The following is a 23,173-nucleotide window of genomic DNA, read 5'->3' on the forward strand; positions in this document are numbered from 1 at the left end:
ACACGGCCGTGAAACGCCCCAGCGCCAATGGTACTCCGTCTCAAGACGCGGGAGAGTAGGTCGCTGCCAGGTCTGCAAAACGCAACAAATATCTTCTCAAGCAAACTCTTCGGCCCAGCCGATACAAAGGGCCGCTCAAAGCGGCCTTTTTGCATTGCGTAACATGAAAACATAAGGAAAACGCAACGTGCGTCCCTTAAAGGAGACAAATCGCCTTCGGCAATTTGCTCCGGAAGTATACATCACAGCGTCCCTGTGATGCAGTCGCGATAAATCCAATAGGGATTTACGCTGGTCGCGATAAATCCAATAGGGATTTACGCTGGTAACGCGGGGTGGAGCAGCCCGGTAGCTCGTCAGGCTCATAACCTGAAGGCCGCAGGTTCAAATCCTGCCCCCGCAACCAAAATTTACGAATAAATTCAACACGAAAGCCCTCTCATCGTAGAGGGCTTTCGTGCGTTTTGGGCGTTGGATACCGCAAATGAATTGCTGGCGGTATAGCCACGTGGGGCTCTGATAGCGTGCAGCTAGGCCTATACCCTGCTCGCGGAGCACTCTGCAACTATCTAACGATTGGTTATGAAGATCACGTTCTGCTTGGCGTATCCCGGTAAAAACGAGGGCGCAAATCCAGAGTTGCTCGCGCCGGTTCAAACCCCCATAGTTTAGCTTTTCTAAACAAAAACCCATCTGTGGCGGGATTGTCTCTCTTTGTTGACGCGCAAATAATGAGATTTGTCAGAGGGATAAATTGAGGTGAGGCCTTGGGGCTGCAAATTGGTGAAGACCAAATTGCCAGCGAGTTTTTGAGGAAGTTCTGCCTCCCGCGAAAACCTTTGACCGTCTGCAGATTGAAGCAAGCTTTGAGCGATCTCACGGGGAGGGCTCTCGAGGCGATCTGTAGATTTCCGGATATTGCAATCATCAGGACAAGCAAATCATGACGACCCGCCTGGATCCACGTTTTCGCCCGTTCGAGGTAAAGCGCAAGGTGCGCGAGAGTGCCACGATCACGTCATTTTACCTCACGCCTGTCGATCCTGCGGATTGGTGTACTTTTGAGGCGGGCCAGTTTCTGACGATCCAGATACCGCATCCCGAAGGCAAAGAACCGCTTGTCCGGAATTACACGGTTTCGTCAGGACCAAATGAGATCGGGGTCTATCGTATTACCGTGAAACGGGAGGCCGCTTTAGCGCCCGATATGGCCGATGGTCTTGTTTCGTGCTGGCTCCATGACGCCGTAGAAGAGGGTGCGGTCATCCATATTGACAGGCCGCGTGGTGCCTTCAAACTCGACAAGGCCAGTCAGCGACCGGTTATTCTCTTGTCCGGTGGCGTCGGGCTGACACCTACGATATCCATGTTGAAGGTCCTGGTTGCGGAAAGCGATCGGCCCGTCTGGTTCGTCCATGCCTGCGATGGGGCTGCTACCCATGCGCTGCGTGAAGAAGTACGGGTGCTCGCTGAACAGCGCAGCAACGTCCATATTCATTACTGTTATCGTTTTCCGACCGACGAGGATGCTAAAGCCGGGCTGTTCCATTCCGCCGGTTTCATCAAGCGGGAGACCTTGCAGTCGTTTCTGCCGCTGGACGATTACGAAGTCTATATGTGCGGACCACCGCCGTTCATGCAGGCGATGTATGACCTGCTCCTCTCCCTCGGCTTGGAGAAAAGCAAGATTGCCTACGAGTTTTTCGGGCCTGCCTCCCTGCTTTCGCCATCGCAGCCGAAGAAGGAAGCAAACCTCAGCCTCACTGTTGCTCCGGTGGCGTCAGAGCCTGAGTACTCCGGCATCGAGATTGTTCTCGGAAAGTCAAATGCCAGATTCGAGTGGGATTCAGCCTCGGAATCCATCCTGAGCTTTCTGGAGAGCCGGGGTATTGAGCCAGCATTCTCCTGTCGCGCGGGTGTCTGCGGCAGCTGTGTCCAGGACCTTGTGTCCGGCGACGTGGAATATGTGGAAGAGCCGCTGGATGACGTGCCGTCCGGGCAGATTCTCCTCTGTTGTTCCAAGCCCGTGAGTTCAGTCGTACTCGACCTCTGAAACCAGATTCCAGCGTTTGTCCAAATCAGCGAGATCAACACATGGCCGATATACTTAGACTCAACCCGCACGTTGCTGAACTCCCGCCATATAATGCTGGAATGAATATCGCCGTTGCGCGAAGCAAGACGGGTTTGACCGATATTGCGGCCCTTGCCAGCAATGAGAATCCATATGGTTGCTCTCCGAAGGTAACCGCTGCGCTGGCCAGTCTTGACCCTTCACGCTATGCGGATCCTGCCTGTGTGATCTTGCGTGATGCGCTTAGTCGAAAGATCGGCGTTGCCGGAAACCGGATTGTCATTGGAAACGGCTCCGAAGAGATGATCGCTGCCGTTTGTCGCGCGGTCCTGCGCCCGGATGCTACCGTGGTCGCGATGATACCTGGTTTCGGCCTTCACGAAATCGAGCCCAAAGCAAATGGTGCGAAAATCATCAAGATACCGATGACGAAGGATCTTCGGTTCGATCTTGAGGCGATGACGACCGCATTGCGCGAAAAGCCATCGATATTCTTCATCTCCTCGCCTTCCAATCCCGTGGGCCCGGCGTTGCGACAGGATCAGCTCTCAAGCCTCATTGCAGCTGTCTCGAAAGAGACGTTGCTTGTTTTCGACGAAGCCTATTTCGAATTCTGCGACGGGAATACGCCAGATGGGCTTAAGACACTGGCTGACAGCGCTATCTCCTGGGTCGTGCTCAGAACCTTCTCGAAGGCCTATGGGCTGGCTGGGTTGCGCGTCGGATATGCCGTGGCTTCCGATGAGCGGCTGGCACAGGCCATGTCATCTGCAAAAACACCGTTCAACGTCAATGCAGCCGCGCAATTGGCCGCAGTTGCCGCGCTCGATGACGAAAACTGGATGCGGGTTTCAGTCGAAAGCGTCATCAAGGAGCGCAGGCGCATGGCTGCGGCAATCGCCTCGCTTGATCTTTTCGTTCCGGACTCTCAGACGAATTTTCTCTTCATCGATGTTGGTTGCGACAGTTCGATCGCTTTCGATCATTTCCTGTCCCATGGCGTCATCGTCAAACCCTGGAAAGAACCGGAGTTCGCCAGCTTCATTCGTGTGACCGTCGGGCTCCCTGCGGAAAACGACCGTTTTCTCGAAGCGTTACGCTCACTCAAAGATAAGCTTCCTGAGGCAAAAGTCGCGTCATGATCGAACACAATACCGCCTTAACACGGGATTTGTCCGCCGCGTTTCTCAATGAAATCGACCAGATTATCGGCCTGTCGAACCTGAAACGCGGTGATGCCGTTGCCAATCTCGATTATGGCGTAACGCCTGCGAATTTCGGTGCGGATGCGGTTGCTTTCCCTTCATCTCCGCACGAGGTTGCGTCGATCATAAAAACTGCGGTTGCCCATGGTATATCGGTTGTACCACAGGGTGGCCGAACCGGGCTTGTTGGCGGGGGTGTGTCCGTCCCCGGTCAAATCGTGGTGTCCACCGCCCGGCTGAACCGGATCGTGGAAATCTATCCAGATGAGCGGGTTGCCGTTGTGGAGGCGGGCGTTACGCTTCAAGCGTTGCAGGCGGCCGCATCGGAGCATCGTCTCGAGCCAGGCATCGACTTGCCATCGCGTGGTTCTGCCACGATTGGCGGAATGGTCTCGACCAATGCCGGCGGGATTTCTGCCTTTCGATATGGGGTGATGCGACATCGCGTGCTCGGACTGGAAGTCGTATTGCCTGATGGCTCGATATATTCCGACCTGACACGCGTGGTGAAGAACGCCGCAGGATACGATCTCAAGCATCTCTTCATCGGGGCCGAGGGTACGCTTGGTATTGTGACCAGAATTGCCATCAAGCTGGAGCCGGTTCCCGCAGCAACCGCAACCGCACTTTTTGGGCTTCCCTCCGTTGAAGCGGCTCTTGATGCAACCGGGCTGGGGTTGACCGTGAGGTATGGCCACATGCGTGCGGCGGAAGCGATCTGGAATTCGTTTTTCTCCCTGACGGCGGGCGAGCACCTTTGGTCGGCGCCAGATTATGCCCCTGACTATCCTGTCAACCTCATCATGTCTCTGGGCGGCGGTGACGAGGAACAGCTTCAGATGGAGCTCGGCCGGATTTACGAGGAGCTGTATGAAACCTATCCGAACGTGTCCGCTGTCGTCGCAACATCGAAGGCGCAGGAAGCAGAGTTGTGGCGTCTGAGGGAGGACACGGACCTTATCTATCGCAGATATCCGGCTGCGCCGTCCTTTGACGTCTCCGTCCCCTTGTCGCAGATCGGAGAATATGTGGCTCGCTGCGTACCGGAGCTTCGGTCAATCGATCCTCTCCTCGATCCCTACCTCTTCGGCCACATTGCCGATGGCAATCTTCACATTGTTCTCAATGCAGCCGGGGCAGCTCTGACGCCCGCCAAGATTGCTGCCATCGAATCCGTTCTGTACCGCGACCTGACGCAATCGGGTGGTTCGTTCTCGGCGGAACATGGGATAGGCTCCAAACGCATTCATGCGTTGCGGGAGACAGCGAACCCGGTAAAATTTGCCTTGATGACGCAGATCAAGGCCGCAATCGATGGCGGATGCACTCTTAACCCCGGCAAAGTCACCGGCTGACATGACAACGCCGCGCTCTTTAGGCGCGCGGCGCGGACACGACATAGGCGGCTACGGTTCAGTTCGCCAGATCGCCATTTTTTTGGCTGTCCAGGCGGCGATATAGTCCATAAATGCGCGTGACAGGCAGTCGTAAGGTTCGAGACTACTGGCCTTCAGCGCGCTTCGTGACGCATCAGATGTGCCTCAAGCATGCGGATGAGCATGACGAGGGTGAGGTTGATGACGAGGTAGATGGCACCCGCCAAGGCGAAAACCTCGAAAATCGCGAATGTCTGGCTCATCAGGCGCTTTGCATATCCCGTGATCTCGAGAACCGTGATTGTCGAGGCAAGGCTCGTACCCTTGACGACGAGGATCAGCTCATTGCCGTAAGCCGGCAGAGCCTGGCGAATGGCGAGCGGGAATTCGATCCGGCGGAAACGCATAAATGGTGACATTCCCGTGGCTTTGGCCGCTTCCTTGAGACCCGCGGGAACCGATAATAATCCGCCTCGCAGAATCTCCGATGTATAGGCGGCTGTGTTGAGCGCCATCGCCATGACCGCGCAGCGCGCACCATCACTAATCACCCACCACGTTATGGCATTGCCTTTGATAAAGCCAATTTGGCCAAGCCCGTAGTAAAACAGGAACAGCTGTACAAGCAGCGGTGTACCGCGAAAGACCATGCTGTAATATTTTGCAAACCCGGCAAGGAAACGGTTTTCGGACAGCCGCATGAGCGCAAGACCAAGGCCGAGATTGAAACCGATCGCGACAGATATCGCGGTTATGGTCGCCGTTGTGGAAAGCCCTTTCAAGAGGAAAGGCATCGATGTTTTCAGGAATTCGATATCCATCGCGTTACTTCCTCGCCCTTAGTCTCACCAGGCGTTCGACCCTGTCGAATCCAGCCTGGCTTATGATGGTGATCGCGAAATACACGACGGCTGCGATAAGAAAGAAAATCAGGGGATTGCGGGTGCTACCGGCGCCAACCGAGGCGGCGCGCATCAGTTCCTGCAGCCCGACAACCGATACCAGTGCCGTGTCCTTGATGGTTGTCTGCCAGACATTGTTCATACCGGGGATGGCAATGCGTAGCATTTGCGGGATGATGATGCGCCTGAAGATGCGGCGCCCGGGAATCCCCAGTGCGCGCGCAGCTTCTATGTGTCCCGTCGGGATGGAAGCCAATGCTCCCCTGATAACCTCGGTCGAGTAGGCGCCTGAAATCGTACCGATGGCAATGATGGCAATGATGAAGGCATATCCGCTGTCCGCAAGGGCAGCATATCCGAAAGCTGTGGCAACCTGTGTCACGAATTGCACGGAAGAAAAGAACAGCAGATAGATGATAAGCAGTTCCGGCACCCCCCGCACGAGAGAGGTATAGGCGTCTACCACAAGTGTCAGCGGGAATATCCGCGCCCACTTGATGACCCCGCACAAGGTTCCGATCAACGCACCGACAAGCATGCTGACCGTACCGACGGCAATCGTTATTGCGGCCCCCTGCAGAATGGCTCTTATCCAACCACCCTGCCAAACTAGGATCAGACTAGACTCCATTGGATTTGCCTTGGTTTTGCTGCGCACTCCCTTGCCTTTTTGGCAGCAGGCATCGTCAGCGTCTTCGACCGTGCGCACCCTGTCAGGTTGCGATTGAGTGGTTGCCCCGCACTTCTGGGAAGAGCGGGGCAGGCGTCTTAGTTGCAGGGTCTGGAGATATCCATCTTGAACCACTTCTGGCTCGCTTTGCCGATCGAACCATCCGCGACGAGCTCGCACAGTGCCTTGTCGATCTTCGTCTTCAGCTCGGTGTTCTCCTTGGCAATACCGACGCCGATCCCTTCGCCGAGGGTGGAATCGAATTTGCTCTGAACTTTCACGTCGACAAACTGAAAGTCCTTGCCTTCGGGCTTGGCGAGAAAATCCTGAAGTGCAGAGGCGTCTGCAAATGCTGCCTCAACGCGGCCGCTTGCGAGATCGATCTGCATATTGTCGAGCGTGTCGTAGGTTTTGAGATTGGCATTCGGCACCCGCTTTTCGATGAAATGGGCGTGCGTCGTGCCGGTTTGAACGCCGATCGTCTTGCCGTCCAAGCCCTTCAACAAAGTGTCGATATCCTTGATGCCGGCGAGATCGGACGTCTTGGGAACGAGGAACATGTTTGCCAGCTCAGCATATCCGACCGAAAAATTGATTTCCTTTTTTCGATCCTGGGTAATCGACATCCCGGAGATGATGACGTCGAAGCGCTTCGCCTTGAGGGCAGGGATCAGGCCATCAAAGGCCTGCACGACGAACCGGCACTTCACGGCGAGCTTCGTGCAGAGCAGGTTGCCGACATCGGCGTCGAAGCCGGTTACATTGCCGGCAGCATCGGCCATGCTCCATGGTGGATAGGCACCTTCGGTGCCGATCGACAATTCGCCTTCGGCAGCGTGCGCCGTGCTGACGCCTGCAAGAAGCAGGGCGAGTGACAGGACTTTCAGATTCATATGCGAATTCCCCTATTTGGTTATTTGTTAGGTTTGATTTGCCGGACACAGCGCCGGCACAGCGGATCACGTCATAACGTTCGCGACAGAAACTGACGCAGGCGTTCCGATCGCGGATTGGTGAACAATTCCGCCGGGGTACTCTCTTCCTCCACCTTTCCTTTGTGTAAGAAGAGAATCTTGTGAGATACCTCGCGCGCAAACTGCATTTCATGCGTCACGAGGATCATGGTATTGCCCTCTTCTGCCAGCTGACGGATCACGCGCAGGACCTCTCCCACAAGTTCGGGGTCGAGAGCGGATGTCGGTTCGTCACAGAGGATGACTTTTGGCCGCATGGCCAGTGTTCTTGCGATGGCCGCACGTTGCTGCTGGCCGCCGGAAAGCTGCCCGGGATATTGGGCATGCTTTTCCGACAGTCCCACTTTCTTCAACAACTGATGGGCATGGTCGACTGCATCCTGGCGACGCTCGCCAAGAACATGGACGGGAGCCTCGATGATGTTCTCAAGCACGGACATGTGGGGCCAGAGGTTGAAGTTCTGGAATACCATTCCCACGCGGGCGCGAATTCTTTCGACCTGGCGCATGTCTGCTGGCTGCGAACGGCCATTCGCTCCACCCTTCATTCGTATTTCCTCGCCATCAACGACGATCGTTCCACTGCTGGGCTGTTCGAGCAGGTTTATACAGCGCAAAAACGTGCTCTTGCCGGAACCTGACGAGCCGATCATGGAAACGACTTCACCGGGATCGGCACTCAGCCCCACGCCCGACAGGACTTCGTGCGTGCCGAAGCTTTTATGGAGATCATGAACTTCAACGGCTGGCCGTTCATGGCGTTTGGTGTTGACAGGCACGGCCGGTGGCCAGTCGCTCACCAAAGCCGGAGCGGTTGCGCCCTTTGAAGCCAGGGGAGTAACCGACGCAAATGCGGTCAGCGCGCGGTCGAAATATCGCAAGCTTGTCCCAAGACAGTTCTGCTGCCATTCGGGATCGTCAGGAATGAACGCCGTTCTCAGCGTCTTCTTGATTTTCTGCCCAAGCGGAGATTCGATATTCCCGAAAAGATGCAGCCAGTTATCCGCCTGCACTGCGTCCATCACCACCGGGCCTTCAAGGGTTCCGCATTCGATTACCAGCGGCAATACGCGGCTGTCCGGCAAGGATTTGCAGACCGCTGCTGAAACGTAGCCCGTAGCCGTTGCCGCAATGCCGGTATCGGTCGTTGCGCCCTTGCCGGTCATCACGACCGCGAGTGCGTGCCCATAGGTTTTTCTGCCCCATTCCAGACCGGCATGGTCCTCTTCCGCCACGGATAGCAGCGCGGGATATCCGTAAGGGCCTGCACCGGTGTGAAGATCGAAGACGACGACATCCGACGCGCCGCTGACGAAAGTGCTCAAGATATCGTTGAGGGTGCGGTTCGACCATGTCGGGCCGTTTCCGCCATAAAACAGTCCGTCTGGAAAGTCGTATTGGCCTGCTTCGATAATCGCGGCGATCCCTGCGTGACCGTTTAAAGCGGCCTTGGCATCTCTCAGCAGTTGATCGGCACGGTCACGATCGGGCCCATCCCATTCGGCGCAGACAAATGCATTATGGAGTGGGGCGTATCGTTCGTTTCGTGGAACGGCTCTTTTCCAGTCAACGAAGTTTCGGTTGAGATCGACATTGTCCTCGTTGACCCGTCGGCTCCATGCTGTTCCCCACGGGTTGATCAGATGGATCATCACCACAGCCGTATCGGGAGGAAGCGGTAAAGGGTTATTTGCGGCAAGCCATTCAGCCTGGCAAGCCGATCCGAATTGCCCCTCAACTCCGTGCGTGCCGGACAAGATGACGAGTTTTTTTGACGCGTTGCGTTCGCCCAGATATGCAACATCCGTGAAAAGGTGCTCTCCACCTGGGCCATGCAATGGATGCTTATATTCGAACAACGCAGCATTCGACCGGCGCGCGGCGGAAAGAAAACGTTGCCGCAGCACATTATAGTCCACTGAATAGAGCTCAGGCTGCCTGATGTGGCGCATCAAGGATACTCCCGATTTGTGGCGGGCGTCGGCTTTTGCCGATCACCAGCTATGTTCCCGGTTATTATTTTTTTGCCATCTCCGCCTGACCATTTGAGCAGGCGAAGACCATATCGTTAGTCATTCCGGCGCAGGCGCTTACTCCGCGGCAGCGACGACATTCATGGTATCGCTATCGATCATCTGTGAAAGCTTGCGTCTGAACCGCAGCGGTCCGACATCGATCTTCAGATCGAGGTTTGGAGTCTTCTTGTTCGCGATCCCGTGGTGGACCGCCTCCAGCACGACACGGTCTTCCTCGAATGCGCCGCGTACGGATGTTGCGAAGCGCGCTGAAACGTCCGGGTCGTCGGGCGCGAAATTTCGCATCTGAAACCAGTAATACTTCGTGCGGTTCTCATCGACTGGCGTCATGAAATTGTAGCTGTCCATCAAGAACGTATTGGCTGGCAATTCGCGGCCTTCGCCACCGAAGCCTGATGGTGCAAAGATGGCCTTGATGATGGCATTGCTGGGGTAGCGAACCTCGTAATGCTGTTTTCGATCGCATTTCCCCTCAAATTGCAGGAACGGTGCGTAGAAGGGGGCTGGATCTGAATCCAGCATCCAGCGCCAGACGACGACGCCATCGCTTTTCACCGTTGTTTCCAATGGCGTTTCTTCGCAGGCGGAACTGGCGAACGAGCTCTGATGCACCCATGCGACGTGGGATGGGTCCAGCAGATTGTCCGTCATGTAGAGGTAATTGCAGTTGATCGTCATCGACTCGCCGCGATTGACGCCCCAGGACGGATCACCGAAATGTTCGACATGGAAAATCTCTGCGGGATCGGCTTTCGCGGCCTCACCCATCCAGACCCAGACGAGCCCGTAACGTTCCTCCACCGGGTAGGAGCGGACGCAGGCCACATGTGGAATACGCTCTGCACCCGGCACGCGGGTGCAGGCGCCGGAACAGTCGAAGGTCAGTCCGTGATAGCCGCATTCGACGTCGTCGCCCTTGATACGCCCCATGGACAAGGGGAGCTTGCGATGGGGACAGGCATCTTCGAGCGCTGCAAGCTTGCCATTCTGAAGACGATAAAGGACGATATTTTCGCCGAGCATCGTTACGGGTGTCAGGTCTCGTCCGATTTCGTGATCCCAGGTGGCGACGTACCAAGCATTCTTGAGAAACATTTTCTTCCCCCGTTCTCGCTTTAATCGGAACAGTATTTTCCTTGTTGCGATGCGGGACAAGCGGATTTTCGTTGCGTTTTTGTTTAGAAAAACTTAACAAAAAGCAGAACTGGAGATACTATATTGGCTATGCCCCCACTCCATGCCCTGCAAGCTTTCGAAGCCGTAGGAAGGTGCGGCACGATGAGCACGGCCGCCAAAGAACTGGGCGTAACACCCAGTGCCATCAGCCAACAGGTGCGCAAGCTTGAGAACCATCTCGGCGTTACGCTCCTCGAACGTATCGGACGCCGTGTGGAACTGACGTCGTGGGGTGTTCTTCTTCACAAGGAAGTCGCCAAAGGCTTCAGCCAGCTCAATCATTCCGTCGATGTTCTCGAACGGGCGCGGAGCCAGACCGGCATCGTGCTGACTGCGCTCAGCTCGGTGGTGAACAAGTGGATCGGCCGCAAGATCTTCGAGTGGCAGGCTCTCTATCCGGAAGCCAATGTCCGTATCATCGGCAAGGATGACGAACCCAGCCTGTCGGGCGGCCAGAGCGATTTCCGCATAACCTATGGAAAGCGGGCGGAGGTGCATGCGCATTTCGTGCCGCTTTATACGGATTGGGTGGTTCCTGCATGTTCGCCGCGTCTGCTCGGGGGACGGACATTATCGGCGCCCGCCGACCTTCTCAAATTCCCTTTGCTCAATATCGAGTGGGAAGCCCATTACAGCCGTCCGCCACAATGGAGCGAGTGGGCGCAGCTGGTTGGCGCGACCGTGAATGAAAAACTCTCGAGCCTGTTTTTCGCGCTGTCGAGCAACGCAATCGACGCTGCGGTCAACGGACACGGCTTCGTGCTGGCTCAGGTCTCGATGATCGAGGACGAGTTGCAGGCCGGTACACTTGTTGTTCCTTTCGACATCCGCCTTCCGCTTCCCGAGAGCTACTATCTGGCATGGGATCGTTCCGTTTTCGATAAGCCCTACGGAAGAGAATTTCATATGTGGGTGATGGGGATCGCGAAAAAGCAGTCTGTCGCATCGTCCCCGAACCGTAGTGCGTGACTAAGGGCCTACCGCTCGGGATATCACTTTCTGATGTGTTGATATTCTCCGCGCCAGTACAGAAGTGGCCGGGCATCGTCATGCGTCCTTATCGACCGGACGAGGCCGATCAGGATCACATGGGATCGATGGATGATCGCGTCTTCGAGTTCGCAGTCCAGACTTGCCAGAGCGCCATTCAGCGCAAGGCCGCCTGACGCCATCGTGTGCCAGACGGCGCCATCGTAGCGGCTGGCACCCTTAAGGCCATTAAAACCCGAGAATGAGTGGGCGACGTTTTCCTGACCTTCAGCGACGACGTTGACGCAAAACCGTCTGGCTTTCTCGACGATTTCCCAGGACGAGGATCCACGATTGAGTGCGACCATCACAGTCGGGCCATCCGCAGAAAGTGCTGTGACGGATGTTGCGGTGAAGCCGGTTCGTGTTTCACCCGTGCCTGTCGTGATGACGCAAACGGCACCCGCCAGATTCCGCATGGAGGATTTGAAGAGGTCAGCGCCCGGAGATGGCTCCTGCATTTTCATCCGGTCCACCATGATCGGCTCCTTCAGATGCGCTCTTTATCGCCTTTGGCGGCCGTGTAACGGTTGGCAGGCATCGAAAGCCCCAGGTTCTCGCGCAGCGTCGATCCTTCATATTCCTCACGAAACAGTCCGCGTCGCCGCAACTCCGGCAAGACAAGGCGGACGAAATCTTCCAGGCTTGCGGGAAGTGTCGGGAACATAAGAATGAAACCGTCGGCGGCACGGGTTTCGAACCACTCTTCCATGTAGTCTGCGATCTGTTTTGGTGTCCCGGTTATTCCGTTTCCGGTGTGGCGTTCTGCGTAGTGGCGGATCAATTGTCCCACTGTCTGTCCTTGCTTGACGAACTCGACGAGCTGGTCAAACATCTTGCGCGAGCCTTTCGGCTCGGTGGGCAGCCGGTCCATCGGAAATGGTTGATCGAGGGGGACGCCACGAAGGTCGGCTTCGAGGAACTCCGAAAGCATCAACCGACCTACGTCCGGATGCAGGCTGTCGATGAGAAAATCGACTTTTGCCTTCGCCTCGGCCTCGGTCTCCCCGACATTGACGACAATGCCCGGCATGACCTTGAGATCTTCGGGATCGCGACCGAATGCCGGCATACGTCCTTTGACGTTCTGGTAGAAAGCCCTGTTGCTCTCGATGTTGGATGCCAGGCTGAAGACGATTTCAGACGTCCGTGCAGCAAGGTTCATTCCGGCCTCGGAGCCGCCGGCCTGAGCAATAACAGGCCGCCCCTGCTCGGAAGGCGCAATGTTGAGGGGGCCGCGCACCTGAAAATGCTTGCCGACATGATTGAGGGTATGGTGCTTGTCCTTGTCATAATAAACGCCGCTTTCGCGATCGAGCAGCAAGGCGTCGCGTTCAAAGCTGTCCCATAGGCCGAACACTACGTCGATGAATTCCTGCGCGCGCTCGTAACGGACGGCGTGAGGATCGAGACCCTGACGATTGAAGTTGTAGCCGGTCTCGTCATGATCGGAGGTGACGACATTCCAGCAGGCGCGTCCCCGGCTCAGCTGATCGATAGACGCGAAAATCCGGGCGACATTGAAGGGTTCATAATAGCTCGTCGATACCGTCGAGACCAAACCCAGTCTTTCCGTCATCACCGAAAGTGCCGAGATGAGAGAAAGCGGTTCGAACCGGTTCTGCTTGGTCGGGCTGCGCGCCAGGGCGTCGGGGTCACCAACGGCAGCCGCAGCGGAATCGGCGAGGAACATGAAATCGAATTTGGCAGCTTCAGAAATTCTGGCCACATTCAACATGTGGCTGAAGTCGGTTGCTGCCGTTACCTTGCTTGCCGGGTGCCGCCATGCGGCTGCATGGAAGCCGAACGTGTAAACAAAGGTTCCGAGCTTGATCTTGTCCTGCCGTTTCAACATCGTTCCCTCTTTTGCCTGATACCAATTCTCGTCTCAGGCTATTCGAGGATCAACGCTGCAACAATCGGCCGAAATCTTCTCCGTAGGTTAGAAATACTAACAAGGATTAGTGGCGCGTCTGCGCATCAGCCCGAGAGGCTGCGGCGCCACGCAACAGGATCACATTCCCGTTGGAAGGCCTGATGATGGCGCTTCACTATAAGTATTCATAAGTCACACTTAAGCCGCTGTTAACCAACATCTGGTCAATTTATTCATATAAGAAGTTGTCTTCGCAGGAGAATTTCGCGCAGGCGCTTCATTTTTATGACCACATGACGCGGTCGTCTTTTCCCAAAAAAATGTTTCCAGATCCGTTGAATTCGTTCGGTGAAAGCCGAGGAGTTCGCGCGTCTATTCGCCCGCAATCCAATGATAGCGAGGACAAGTGCAAATCGTATTGGTCGATGACAGCAAGTCGATTCTTGTTGCCCTGAAAGCGACGGTCCGCGGGCTTCCGGATGTCGGCACCATCGTGGGCTTCACCGATCCCACGGAGGCGTTGGAATTCTGCCGCAACAATGCGGTCGATCTGCTTGTGGTGGATTATACGATGCCGAAATATAACGGCATACAGCTCCTCAAGGCACTGAATACATATGAGCATTTCGCGCATGTGCCTGTCATCATGATCACATCGGAAAGAGGCCGGCCTGTCCTTATCGAAGCGATAGAGAGCGGTGTCACGGAATTCATCCACAAGCCCTTTGACCCGGTGGAGCTGAAGGCGCGGGTGCGCAACCTTCTCGCCTTGCGCAAGGCGCAGCGCGATCTTGCCGGACAGGCGCGCAGCCTTGTGGATGAGGTGCGCAAGGCCACCCGGCAACTCGCGGCCCGCGAAGAAGAAATCATCTGGCGCCTGGCGCGGGCCATCGAATTCCGCGACGGCCACACCGGCGACCATATTTCCCGCGTCGCGCAAATCAGCATGCTGATGGCAAAGGATATCGGCCTCGATGACGAGCATTGCCGCATGATCTATCTCGCGGCACCCTTGCACGATGTCGGCAAGATTGGAATTTCCGACAGCGTGCTGCTGAAGCCGGGTCGCCTGACGCCTGATGAGATCACCGAAATGCGAAAACATGTCGGTATCGGCGTGCAGATTCTCGAAAACGGTTCATCCGATCTGCTGCGCATAGCCGAGGCGATTGCAGGCGGCCATCACGAAAAATGGGATGGAACGGGATATCCGCACGGCTTGTCGGGCGATGGCATTCCGCTGGAAGCCCGTATCGTCGCTATTGCGGACGTCTTTGAGGCTCTCTGCTCCGAGCGTCCTTACAAGAAGGCATGGTCGACCGAAGAAGCCTATGCGCATGTTGTCTCGCAGAGCGGCAGCCATTTCGATCCCGCCTGCGTCGCGGCGTTCCAGCGCCAATGGACACTGATCGAGAGGCTCATGACGGGTCACGGCGTTCTGGAGATCGAAGTGCCGAGCCTCGAAACACCGGAAGAACAACCGATCAGGGCGGATGGCGGCATGCAAGCCGCAGCCGTTCGGGAGACTCCCCATGTTTGATGAAACCACGAACGACACACTGAAGATGCCGCAAGCGCTTTCCATACGGTCGATTGCGTCGGCACACGGTCTTCTTCTCGACCGTCTCAAAGACACCGACAGGCTGGTGGTCGAGGTGCCCAAGGATGCGGATGCGGATTTGAGCTTCGTGCAGCTGATGGAAGCCTCGCGCAATTTCGCGGCGCAGAACAACAAGACGATAACATTGAAAGAGCCGGCTGACGGTCAGGTTTTGCAGACATTGCGGCGGGGCGGTTTCCTGTCGCGGATGGATGAAGCCTCCCGCCAGTTCTGGTTGCATGGAAAGGACCTATCATGAGCGCACATATTTTAACGGTCGACGATTCCGCCAGCATTCGCATGACGACGAAGATCGCCCTCACAGGCGCGGGCTACCAGATTACCGAGGCCGTTGATGGGCAGGACGGTCTTGCCAAGGCGAAGGCCGCGAATTTTGACCTCATCGTCACTGATCTCAACATGCCGAACATGAATGGTCTCGAGATGATTGAGGCGCTTCGGCAATCTCCGGCTCATACCGGCATTCCGATCATCTTTTTGACGACGGAATCCGATGCGGACATGAAGGCGCGCGCCAAGGCCGCTGGTGCCACCGGCTGGCTGACCAAGCCCTTCGATGCCGAACATCTGGTCAAGATCGTCAGAAAGGTCCTGGGAAAATGACGACGCTGGACCCTATTCAGGTTTTCAGAACGGAGGCTGCGGAGCTTTTCGAGCAAATCGAGGGTGGCCTTCTCGATCTGCTTCACGATTTGACCGATCAGGATCAGATCGACGCCGTTTTCCGCGGACTGCATACATTGAAGGGGTCCGGGGCAATGTTCGGGTTCGAGGCGCTTGCCGCCTTCACCCACCATTGCGAAACCGCCTTTGACCGGGTGCGCAAGGGCGAGGTTCCGGCAACCAGCGAACTGGTCGCAGCCGTTCTTGAAGCGCAGGATCATATGCAGGCGCTGGTCGACAATCCGCACGGTGTGCAGGGTGATGTTGGAGAGCAGCTGCTCGCCAAGCTTCGTGCGGCAGTCGGCACTCGTGGCGATGGCGGTGTCCTGACACATGTTCCGGCGCAGAATCTCGCCAGGAAGCAGGCAAAGACAAAAGCCGCCACTTGGGAAATCCGGTTCCGGTTGCCCGTCAATGCCATGGCAAACGGAACCAATCCGCTCGGTCTTCTCGATGAGCTGGCCGAACTCGGCGATTGTGAAATCGTTGCCGACACCTCGACGGTGCCGTCTCTCGATGCACTTAATCCGAGCGATCTCCATCTGGGCTGGACAGTCCGGCTGACGACCGAGCAGCCGCAATCGGCAATCGACGACGTTTTCATCTTCGTGATGGATGACATGGAGATCGATATCCGCGCAATCGAAGCGGTTGTCGAAGAAGAGCTCCCCGTTTCCGAAATCCTGCCGGAAGCCAGAAAGGTCGCCGTCGATCCGAAGGGCGGCAAGGCGGCCGAAAACGTGCGGGTGCCTGCTGAAAGACTTGACGAGTTGATGGATCGGGTCGGTGAACTCGTCATTGCCCAGTCCCGCCTTTCGCAGCTGGCGGGTAGCAGCGTCGATATTCTTTTGCGCTCTGTTTCGGAGGATGTCGAACGTCTTTCCGGAGAACTTCGCGATACGATGATGGTCCTGCGAATGGTGCCGATCGCCCAGCTTTTTGGTCGGTTCCGCCGTCTGATCCATGACCTGGCGCGGGAAACGGGCAAACAGATCGAGCTGGAGACCGAGGGCGAAGGCACAGAGGTCGACAAGGCGGTGATCGAACGCCTGGCTGATCCACTCGTGCACCTTGTCCGTAACTCGTGCGACCATGGCCTCGAAAAAAGCGATGAGCGTGTGGCGGCCGGCAAACCGGCGATGGGGCGGATCACCCTCATTGCACGCCAGTCGGGCGGTGATGTGACCATCACCATCCGTGACGATGGCCGTGGCATCGATCGCCAGCGCGTCCGGGCAAAAGCGGAGGCTTCCGGCCTTTTGGCTCCGAACGCGCAGGTCAGCGATCAGGAACTGCTGCAGATGATCTTCCAGCCGGGCTTTTCGACAGCCTCTGAAGTTACCAGTCTTTCCGGCCGTGGTGTCGGCATGGATGTGGTGAAAAAGAGCGTCGAGGCCCTTCGCGGCACGATCAGCGTTACCAGCACGCCGGGCGCGGGTTCGGAAGTTTCGCTGGCGATCCCGTTGACTCTGGCCATCATCGACGGCCTGCTGGTGCGGGTCGGCAATGGTTGTTACGTCATTCCGCTGCCGGCGGTTGAGGAATGCCTCGAACTGTCGCCTGACGACGATATTCGTTCGCGGGGCCGGTCCTTCATTTCACTGCGAGAGAGCCTCGTTCCCTTCATTCGCCTGCGCGAATTGTTCAACACCGGAACCAAGCCGGATCAGTTCCAGAAGATCGTCGTCATTTCCACCGGCTCCGAGCGCGTCGGGCTTGTGGTTGACCAGATCATCGGTGACCACCAGACGGTCATCAAGGCCATGTCGAAACTGCACCATGACGTCGCGACATTCTCCGGCGCGACCATCCTCGGTGACGGCAATGTCGCCCTTATCCTCGATGTCGCACATCTGGTGATGGCGGGGCAACAACAGGAGGCGCGATTGCGGGCCGCGGGATGAACCAGTCTCTCTTGAAGCAGACGGACGAATTTTGGGGCGTGTCCGACGCCGTGGAAGTTCTGACCTTCAACATCGCGGGCGAGACCTTCGCCATCGAGGCGGTGAAGGTTCGGGAAATTCTGGATCTTCTGCCCGAAACCGCCGTTCCCGGTGCTAAAGCCTTCGTGGCGAGTGTTATCAACTTCCGGGGCAAGGTCATCCCTCTGGCTGATATCCGTCTTGCCTTCGGCATGGAAGCCACCGAGCGAACCATTGATAGCCGTATCGTCGTCATAGAACTGCCGTTTGATGGCGAGCCGGCATTGATCGGCATCAGGACCGATAAGGTCAACGAGGTGACCACGTTCAGCCGGGCAGCCAGCGAACCGCCGCCGAGCGTCGGCATGCGGTGGCGGGCGGATTACATCCATTGCCTCATCAAACGCGGCAGCGAGTTCGTCATTCTTCCAAATCTGACAGCAATTTTCACGGGGCATCGCGAGTCCGGACCGGTTTCGTCCGGCGCGCGTGGCAACGTCATCGAACTTTCCAAGGAGCATTGAGATGCGATTTACAATCAAGATGAAGCTGGCGGTTGCCTTCGGCTTTCTGATCCTGATGCTTGCCGGAACGGCCGGCTACGGCATCTACAGCCTCGGTATCGCCAAGAATGCCATGGACGATGTGGTCGATGGCACCGTCGTGCGCCTCGACAAGGTTCACCAGATGAACGCACTGGCGCTGGCAACTGTCCGGTCGCAGAAGAATATCATCCTTGCTGCTTCGCCGGAGGAAACCCAGCTTTTCAAGGCGGCCGGTAACGAAAGTCGCGACCAGTTGACGGCTATGCTGAATGATATGGCAGCCACCGCCAGCGCCGAGACGCGTGCGTTCTGGACGGATCTGCAGGCCATCACCAAGGCTTTCGAGGCCAGTGATGATCACGTCCGGGAACTGGTTGCGCAGGGCAATACGTCGCTCGCCGCGTCGTACTCGTCCGGCAAGGGCCGTGACGCTGCCAATGCCCTGACCGGGAAACTGGGCGAAGGCGTCAAGATGAACCGCGACCGTCTTGAAGAATCGAAGCAATTGGCGGCTGATGACTATGAGCAGACCCGCACCCTGCTGGTCAGTGCATCGGTCGTTGCCGTACTAATCGCCATCGCGACAGCATTCTGGATCGCGCTCGGCATCAGCAGCGGATTGCGCAAGATCATGACCGTGGCGGAGGCGGTTGCGATCGGCGATCTCGATCAGAATGTCGAGATCAAGACCAATGACGAGATCAAGGATCTCGTTGCGCGCATCAACACGATGACGGGCAATCTGCGCAATACCGCAGGCATTGCCGACCGGATTGCCGATGGCGATCTTACCGTCATGCCGAAACCCCTGTCCGACAGGGATACTCTCGGCCTTGCGCTGGAACGGATGGTTGAGCGCCTGCGTGGCATTGTCGCCGATGCGCTTTCCGCTTCCGACAATGTGTCCTCCGGCAGCCAGGAACTGTCGGCCAGCTCCGAACAGCTGAGCCAGGGCGCGACCGAGCAGGCATCGTCTGCCGAAGAGGCTTCGGCCTCGATGGAAGAGATGGCTGCCAACATCAAGCAGAATGCCGACAATGCCGCGCAAACGGAAAAGATCGCGCGTCAGTCGTCCAAGGACGCCGAAGCCAGCGGTGAAGCCGTCAACCGCGCCGTGGTCGCCATGCGCACCATCGCCGAGAAGATTTCCATCGTGCAGGAAATTGCCCGCCAGACCGATCTTCTGGCGCTGAACGCCGCCGTTGAAGCGGCGCGCGCTGGGGAACACGGCAAGGGTTTTGCTGTCGTAGCATCGGAAGTGCGCAAGCTCGCCGAACGCAGTCAGGCTGCTGCCAGCGAGATCAGCTCGCTTTCCGGCGAGACCGTGCAGGTGGCAACCGAAGCGGGCGACATGCTGAACCGTCTGGTGCCGGACATTCGCAAGACCGCCGAGCTGGTCGCCGAAATCTCCGCCGCCTGCCGTGAGCAGGATATCGGCGCCTCCCAGATCAACGAGGCAATCCAACAGCTTGACAAGGTGACGCAGCAGAACTCCGGCGCTTCGGAGGAAATGTCTGCGACTTCGGAAGAGCTGGCCGCACAGGCCGAAGAGTTGCAGAGCAGTATCGCCTTCTTCAAGGTGGATACCTCAAGCGTCTCGTCGCGCCCCGCACAGGCTGCACATCGGCCTGCCGCAAAGCCTGCTGCGACGCGTCCGGCGATGAAGCCGGCCCCCGTTCGCAAACCGCAGACGGGCAACACCGTCAGCGCCCAGCAAGCCCGCGTCAAAGGTTTCGCACTGGATATGTCCATGGGCGGTCCCGATGCTGACGACGCGGATTTCCGCGAAAGCGCCTGACCATGACCAGCACATCTTCAGAAGGCCAGTTCGTGACATTCAGCCTCGGTGAGGAGGTCTTTGCGGTATCCGTCGCGGTCGTCCGTGAAATCCTCGACTATGAGGACACGTTCAAGATTCCGCATAGTCCTGAATATCTGCTGGGTCTGAGAGATGTGCGCGGGCAGGGTGTGCCCATCATCGATCTGCGGCTGCGGCTCGGAATGAGCCGCAGCGTGCGGACACCCCATACCCGCGTGCTGGTGCTGGATATTCCGTTTCCATCCCGCACGCTGGCGATAGGTCTCGTGGCGGACAAGGTATTCGAGGTGACGCCGTTCCGTCGCGACCAGATGGAAACGGCACCCGATATCGGCGTTCACTGGAACTCCGACTACATTGCAGGTGTGGTTCGCCGGGAAGGTGATTTCGTCGTCATCATCGATCTTGCAAAGCTTTTCTCGAACGAAGAAAATGCCATTGCCCGGCAGGGCGGCACACCGGTTCAGGCGGCATGAGGAGAGCCCTTCCCGTGGATGCCTCCATTGCTGCCAGCTCCGCGCATGATGGCCTGAGTCAGCGGGATTTCCGGCTGCTCGCCGAATACATCTACAATTACAGCGGCATAAAGATGCCGGACAGCAAGCGCACCATGCTGGAAGGGCGTCTGCGCAAGCGCCTTCGCGCCACGGGGCATGCCACCTTCGCTCAATATTGCAATTTCCTCTTCCGCGAAGACGGGCTGGAAGAGGAAGCGATCTACCTGATTGACGTGGTGACGACCAACAAGACGGATTTTTTCCGTGAGCCGAACCATTTCGACTACATGGAGAAATTCGCTTTGCCTGCACTTGCGGGTGAAGGCCATGGGCGTATCCGTGCCTGGAGTTCCGCCTGTTCGACGGGTGCGGAACCCTATACCATGGCGATGGTGCTGGCCGAAGCGGCCGAGAAACAGGTCATCAACAATTTCAGTATCCTTGCGACCGACCTTTCCACTGATGTGCTCAGGAAAGCCCATAGCGGTATCTATGCCCGTGAACTGCTCGAACCGGTTCCGGCCGACATGATGCGGAAATATGTCATGCGGTCGGTCGATGCCGGACGACGGGAGGTTCGGATCGTGCCGCGGCTGCGTTCCAAGATCGGTTTTGCCCGCCTCAACCTCATGGACCCGACCTACCAGATCGGCGATGCGGTGCACCTTCTCTTCTGCCGTAACGTTCTCATCTACTTTGATAAAAAAACGCAGGTTCACGTCCTCACTCAATTGTGCAAGCGCCTGGTGCCGGGCGGTTACCTTTTCATCGGTCATTCCGAAACGATAACCGGTATCGACCTGCCCCTGCGGCAGGTCGCCAATACCGTTTTCAAGAAGCAATAGCGGCAGAGAGCCATGTCGAACAAAATCCGCGTTCTCATCGTCGACGATTCCGCCAGCGTCCGGCAGACCCTGACCGAGGTTCTCGAAAGCGATCCCGGTATTGAGGTGATCGGGGCCGCTGCCGATCCGTTTGTTGCGGCCAAGCGCATCCAGGAAGAAATTCCCGATGTCATCACGCTTGATGTGGAAATGCCGCGCATGGACGGCATCACCTTCCTGCGCAAGATCATGTCGCAGAAACCGATCCCTGTAGTCATGTGCTCGTCGCTGACCGAGGCCGGATCGGAAACCCTGCTTCAGGCGCTGGAGGCGGGGGCAGTCGATATCATCCTCAAGCCGAGGATAGGCGCTGCGGATCATCTGGCGGAGCAGGCCACGCGCATCTGCGAGGTCGTCAAAAGTGCGGCGCACGCCCGCGTCGGCAATGCGCGGGCGGCGCTGCGTTCGGCTGCCGCAAGCGGTCCGCAGGCCAAGCTGACCGCCGATGCCGTGTTGCCGCCGCCTTCGGGCAAGGCCATGGCGCGCACCACTGAAATGGTGGTCTGTGTCGGTGCATCCACCGGCGGCACGGAAGCGTTGCGCGCAATGCTGATGAAGCTGCCGGCCAATTCACCCGGCATCGTGATCGTTCAGCATATGCCGGAAAAATTTACCGCCGCATTTGCAAAACGCCTGAACAGTCTCTGCGATGTCGAGATCAAGGAGGCCGAGGACGGCGATCCGGTGCTGCGCGGCCATGTGCTGATTGCGCCGGGCGACAGGCATATGCTGCTGGAGCGGCAGGGTGCACGTTATCGCGTTTCGGTCCGCACCGGGCCACTGGTTTCGCGACACCGGCCTTCGGTGGACGTTCTGTTTCGTTCTTCCGCGCGTGCCGCCGGTGCCAACGCCATGGGCATCATCATGACAGGCATGGGTGATGATGGCGCACGCGGCATGCTGGAGATGCATCAGGCGGGCGCCTTCACGGTGGCGCAGGACGAAGCATCCTCTGTTGTCTTCGGCATGCCGAAGGAAGCGATCGCCCATGGCGGTGTCGACAAGGTTCTGCCACTCGACAGGATCGCGCTGGAAATTCAGGCCGAAGACCGCCGCCGCTGATGGCGCGACCCTTTTTTACCCGGCATTAACCAAACTCGCCAATGATGGCGGTAACACCATGCGACAGGTGCGTTCCGCGAGGCATGACAGTCTCCGCCCAGTTTTCCGGATCATGCCATGCCAGTTATCACCTTCGCGAACACCAAGGGCGGCGCCGGGAAAACCACGGCGGTTCTTCTCCTGGCGTCCGAACTGGCGCGTCGCGGATCGCGGGTTTGCGTCATCGATACAGATCCACAGCGCTGGATTTCCCGCTGGCGTGAAAAGGCCGATGCGCGTGTCGATTTTTCAGTCATCACCTATGTGACGGCGGCGACGTTACAGCAGCATGTCATCGACAGCCGCCGTGCATTCGATCATGTGATCATCGACCTGCCCGGTGCGCAATCGCCCCTGCTCGCGACTGCGATAGGTCTCTCCAACCATGTGCTGATACCCGTTCAGGGCAGCACCATGGATGCGCAGGGCGGGGCGCAGGTGCTGGAGCTGCTGCGTTATCTCGATGAAAAGGCGAATATCCGGATCGACCATTCCGTCGTGCTGACCCGCGTCAATCCGCTGGTCACGACCCGCGCGCTTCTGGCCGCACGGGAACTGCTGGCGCAAAGGAATGTACGTGTTCTCGATACGCCCATTTTCGAACGTTCTGCGTTTCGCGATATGTTCGAATTCGATGGATGCCTGCATATGATGAAAGCCGGCCATGTCAGCAATCTCGACAAGGCTCTGCAGAATGCGGAAGCTTTTGCCGCCGAGGTTCTCCGTCTCCTTGAGGCCTCCAGCAAGAAAAGCCCTGGCAAACTGATGCAGGCGGCCTGACGCCGGGAACCCGGCGCAGTAAA

21 protein-coding genes, 1 tRNA gene and 1 pseudogene are annotated in these 23,173 nt (G+C 57.4%); 15 read left to right on the top strand and 8 right to left on the bottom strand.

What is annotated here, in order from left to right; genetic code table 11:
• The first annotated feature begins 329 nt into the window (after positions 1-329).
• From ACQZ5Y_RS09430 to ACQZ5Y_RS09445, 4 genes are all read left to right on the top strand, one after another.
• A tRNA-Met gene (locus tag ACQZ5Y_RS09430) sits at positions 330-406 on the top strand.
• 537 nt (positions 407-943) lie between these two features.
• Entirely contained in the window at positions 944-2,053 is a 1,110-nt protein-coding gene (locus ACQZ5Y_RS09435; RefSeq protein WP_174050002.1) for a 2Fe-2S iron-sulfur cluster-binding protein, read from the top strand.
• Positions 2,054-2,094: 41 nt separating this feature from the next.
• Positions 2,095-3,216: a histidinol-phosphate transaminase gene (gene hisC, locus ACQZ5Y_RS09440; RefSeq protein WP_112675621.1), complete on the top strand. Its 1,122-nt coding sequence runs from the start codon at positions 2,095-2,097 to the stop codon at positions 3,214-3,216.
• Positions 3,213-4,634: an FAD-binding oxidoreductase gene (locus ACQZ5Y_RS09445; RefSeq protein ID WP_174050000.1), complete on the top strand. Its 1,422-nt coding sequence runs from the start codon at positions 3,213-3,215 to the stop codon at positions 4,632-4,634. The genes hisC and ACQZ5Y_RS09445 overlap by 4 nt, the downstream gene beginning before the upstream one ends.
• 51 nt (positions 4,635-4,685) lie before the next feature.
• On the opposite strand, the pseudogene ACQZ5Y_RS09450 reads toward ACQZ5Y_RS09445, so the two are convergent.
• The 6 genes and pseudogenes from ACQZ5Y_RS09450 to ACQZ5Y_RS09475 form a co-directional block, all read right to left on the bottom strand.
• Positions 4,686-4,811 (bottom strand): annotated as a pseudogene (locus ACQZ5Y_RS09450) (S-(hydroxymethyl)glutathione synthase); the annotation flags it as partial.
• Complete coding sequence (locus ACQZ5Y_RS09455) at positions 4,790-5,476, bottom strand: ABC transporter permease (RefSeq protein ID WP_013636823.1); 687 nt, start codon at positions 5,474-5,476, stop codon at positions 4,790-4,792. The gene ACQZ5Y_RS09455 and the pseudogene ACQZ5Y_RS09450, both read right to left, overlap by 22 nt.
• A 4-nt stretch (positions 5,477-5,480) precedes the next feature.
• Complete coding sequence (locus ACQZ5Y_RS09460; protein WP_035198759.1) at positions 5,481-6,188, bottom strand: ABC transporter permease; 708 nt, start codon at positions 6,186-6,188, stop codon at positions 5,481-5,483.
• A 137-nt stretch (positions 6,189-6,325) separates the two neighbouring features.
• Positions 6,326-7,120 (bottom strand): transporter substrate-binding domain-containing protein, encoded by a 795-nt coding sequence (locus ACQZ5Y_RS09465; RefSeq protein WP_003514202.1) that lies wholly within the window; start codon positions 7,118-7,120, stop codon positions 6,326-6,328.
• A 71-nt stretch (positions 7,121-7,191) separates the two neighbouring features.
• Complete coding sequence (locus tag ACQZ5Y_RS09470; protein WP_174049998.1) at positions 7,192-9,153, bottom strand: DUF2817 domain-containing protein; 1,962 nt, start codon at positions 9,151-9,153, stop codon at positions 7,192-7,194.
• 138 nt (positions 9,154-9,291) lie between these two features.
• Positions 9,292-10,332, bottom strand: a complete 1,041-nt coding sequence (locus ACQZ5Y_RS09475) for an aromatic ring-hydroxylating dioxygenase subunit alpha (protein ID WP_174049996.1) — start codon at positions 10,330-10,332, stop codon at positions 9,292-9,294.
• A 129-nt stretch (positions 10,333-10,461) separates the two neighbouring features.
• On the opposite strand from ACQZ5Y_RS09475, the gene ACQZ5Y_RS09480 reads away from it, so the two are divergent.
• Positions 10,462-11,382: a LysR family transcriptional regulator gene (locus ACQZ5Y_RS09480; RefSeq protein ID WP_080797685.1), complete on the top strand. Its 921-nt coding sequence runs from the start codon at positions 10,462-10,464 to the stop codon at positions 11,380-11,382.
• A gap of 23 nt (positions 11,383-11,405) precedes the next feature.
• On the opposite strand, the gene ACQZ5Y_RS09485 is transcribed toward ACQZ5Y_RS09480, so the two are convergent.
• Together ACQZ5Y_RS09485 and ACQZ5Y_RS09490 are read right to left on the bottom strand one after the other, a co-directional pair.
• A complete protein-coding gene (locus ACQZ5Y_RS09485) occupies positions 11,406-11,921 on the bottom strand; it encodes a flavin reductase family protein (protein WP_174049994.1) in 516 nt (171 codons plus the stop codon).
• An 11-nt stretch (positions 11,922-11,932) separates the two neighbouring features.
• Positions 11,933-13,294, bottom strand: coding sequence for an LLM class flavin-dependent oxidoreductase (locus ACQZ5Y_RS09490; protein WP_174050035.1), 1,362 nt, complete (start codon positions 13,292-13,294; stop codon positions 11,933-11,935).
• 430 nt (positions 13,295-13,724) lie between these two features.
• On the opposite strand from ACQZ5Y_RS09490, the gene ACQZ5Y_RS09495 reads away from it, so the two are divergent.
• The 10 genes from ACQZ5Y_RS09495 (at position 13,725) to ACQZ5Y_RS09540 (ending at position 23,150) form a co-directional block, all read left to right on the top strand.
• The gene (locus tag ACQZ5Y_RS09495) at positions 13,725-14,858 is read left to right on the top strand and encodes an HD domain-containing phosphohydrolase (RefSeq protein ID WP_336509975.1); all 1,134 of its coding nucleotides are present in this window, start codon (positions 13,725-13,727) and stop codon (positions 14,856-14,858) included.
• Complete coding sequence (locus tag ACQZ5Y_RS09500) at positions 14,851-15,177, top strand: hypothetical protein (RefSeq protein ID WP_174049992.1); 327 nt, start codon at positions 14,851-14,853, stop codon at positions 15,175-15,177. The genes ACQZ5Y_RS09495 and ACQZ5Y_RS09500 overlap by 8 nt, the downstream gene beginning before the upstream one ends.
• Complete coding sequence (locus ACQZ5Y_RS09505) at positions 15,174-15,542, top strand: response regulator (protein ID WP_013636814.1); 369 nt, start codon at positions 15,174-15,176, stop codon at positions 15,540-15,542. The genes ACQZ5Y_RS09500 and ACQZ5Y_RS09505 overlap by 4 nt, the downstream gene beginning before the upstream one ends.
• Positions 15,539-17,506 (top strand): chemotaxis protein CheA, encoded by a 1,968-nt coding sequence (locus ACQZ5Y_RS09510; protein ID WP_174049990.1) that lies wholly within the window; start codon positions 15,539-15,541, stop codon positions 17,504-17,506. Before ACQZ5Y_RS09505 ends, ACQZ5Y_RS09510 begins: the two co-directional genes overlap by 4 nt.
• A complete protein-coding gene (locus tag ACQZ5Y_RS09515) occupies positions 17,503-18,048 on the top strand; it encodes a chemotaxis protein CheW (protein ID WP_111783443.1) in 546 nt (181 codons plus the stop codon). The genes ACQZ5Y_RS09510 and ACQZ5Y_RS09515 overlap by 4 nt, the downstream gene beginning before the upstream one ends.
• A gap of 1 nt (position 18,049) precedes the next feature.
• Positions 18,050-19,867, top strand: a complete 1,818-nt coding sequence (locus tag ACQZ5Y_RS09520) for a methyl-accepting chemotaxis protein (RefSeq protein WP_013636812.1) — start codon at positions 18,050-18,052, stop codon at positions 19,865-19,867.
• Positions 19,868-19,869: 2 nt separating this feature from the next.
• Positions 19,870-20,364, top strand: a complete 495-nt coding sequence (locus ACQZ5Y_RS09525) for a chemotaxis protein CheW (protein WP_003514179.1) — start codon at positions 19,870-19,872, stop codon at positions 20,362-20,364.
• Positions 20,361-21,230, top strand: coding sequence for a CheR family methyltransferase (locus ACQZ5Y_RS09530; RefSeq protein WP_013636811.1), 870 nt, complete (start codon positions 20,361-20,363; stop codon positions 21,228-21,230). Before ACQZ5Y_RS09525 ends, ACQZ5Y_RS09530 begins: the two co-directional genes overlap by 4 nt.
• Positions 21,231-21,242: 12 nt before the next feature.
• A complete protein-coding gene (locus ACQZ5Y_RS09535; protein WP_113472897.1) occupies positions 21,243-22,331 on the top strand; it encodes a protein-glutamate methylesterase/protein-glutamine glutaminase in 1,089 nt (362 codons plus the stop codon).
• 117 nt (positions 22,332-22,448) lie between these two features.
• Positions 22,449-23,150, top strand: coding sequence for a ParA family protein (locus ACQZ5Y_RS09540; RefSeq protein WP_013636809.1), 702 nt, complete (start codon positions 22,449-22,451; stop codon positions 23,148-23,150).
• The last annotated feature ends 23 nt before the right edge of the window (positions 23,151-23,173 follow it).

It is taken from the genome of Agrobacterium sp. A3-95, assembly GCF_053521785.1.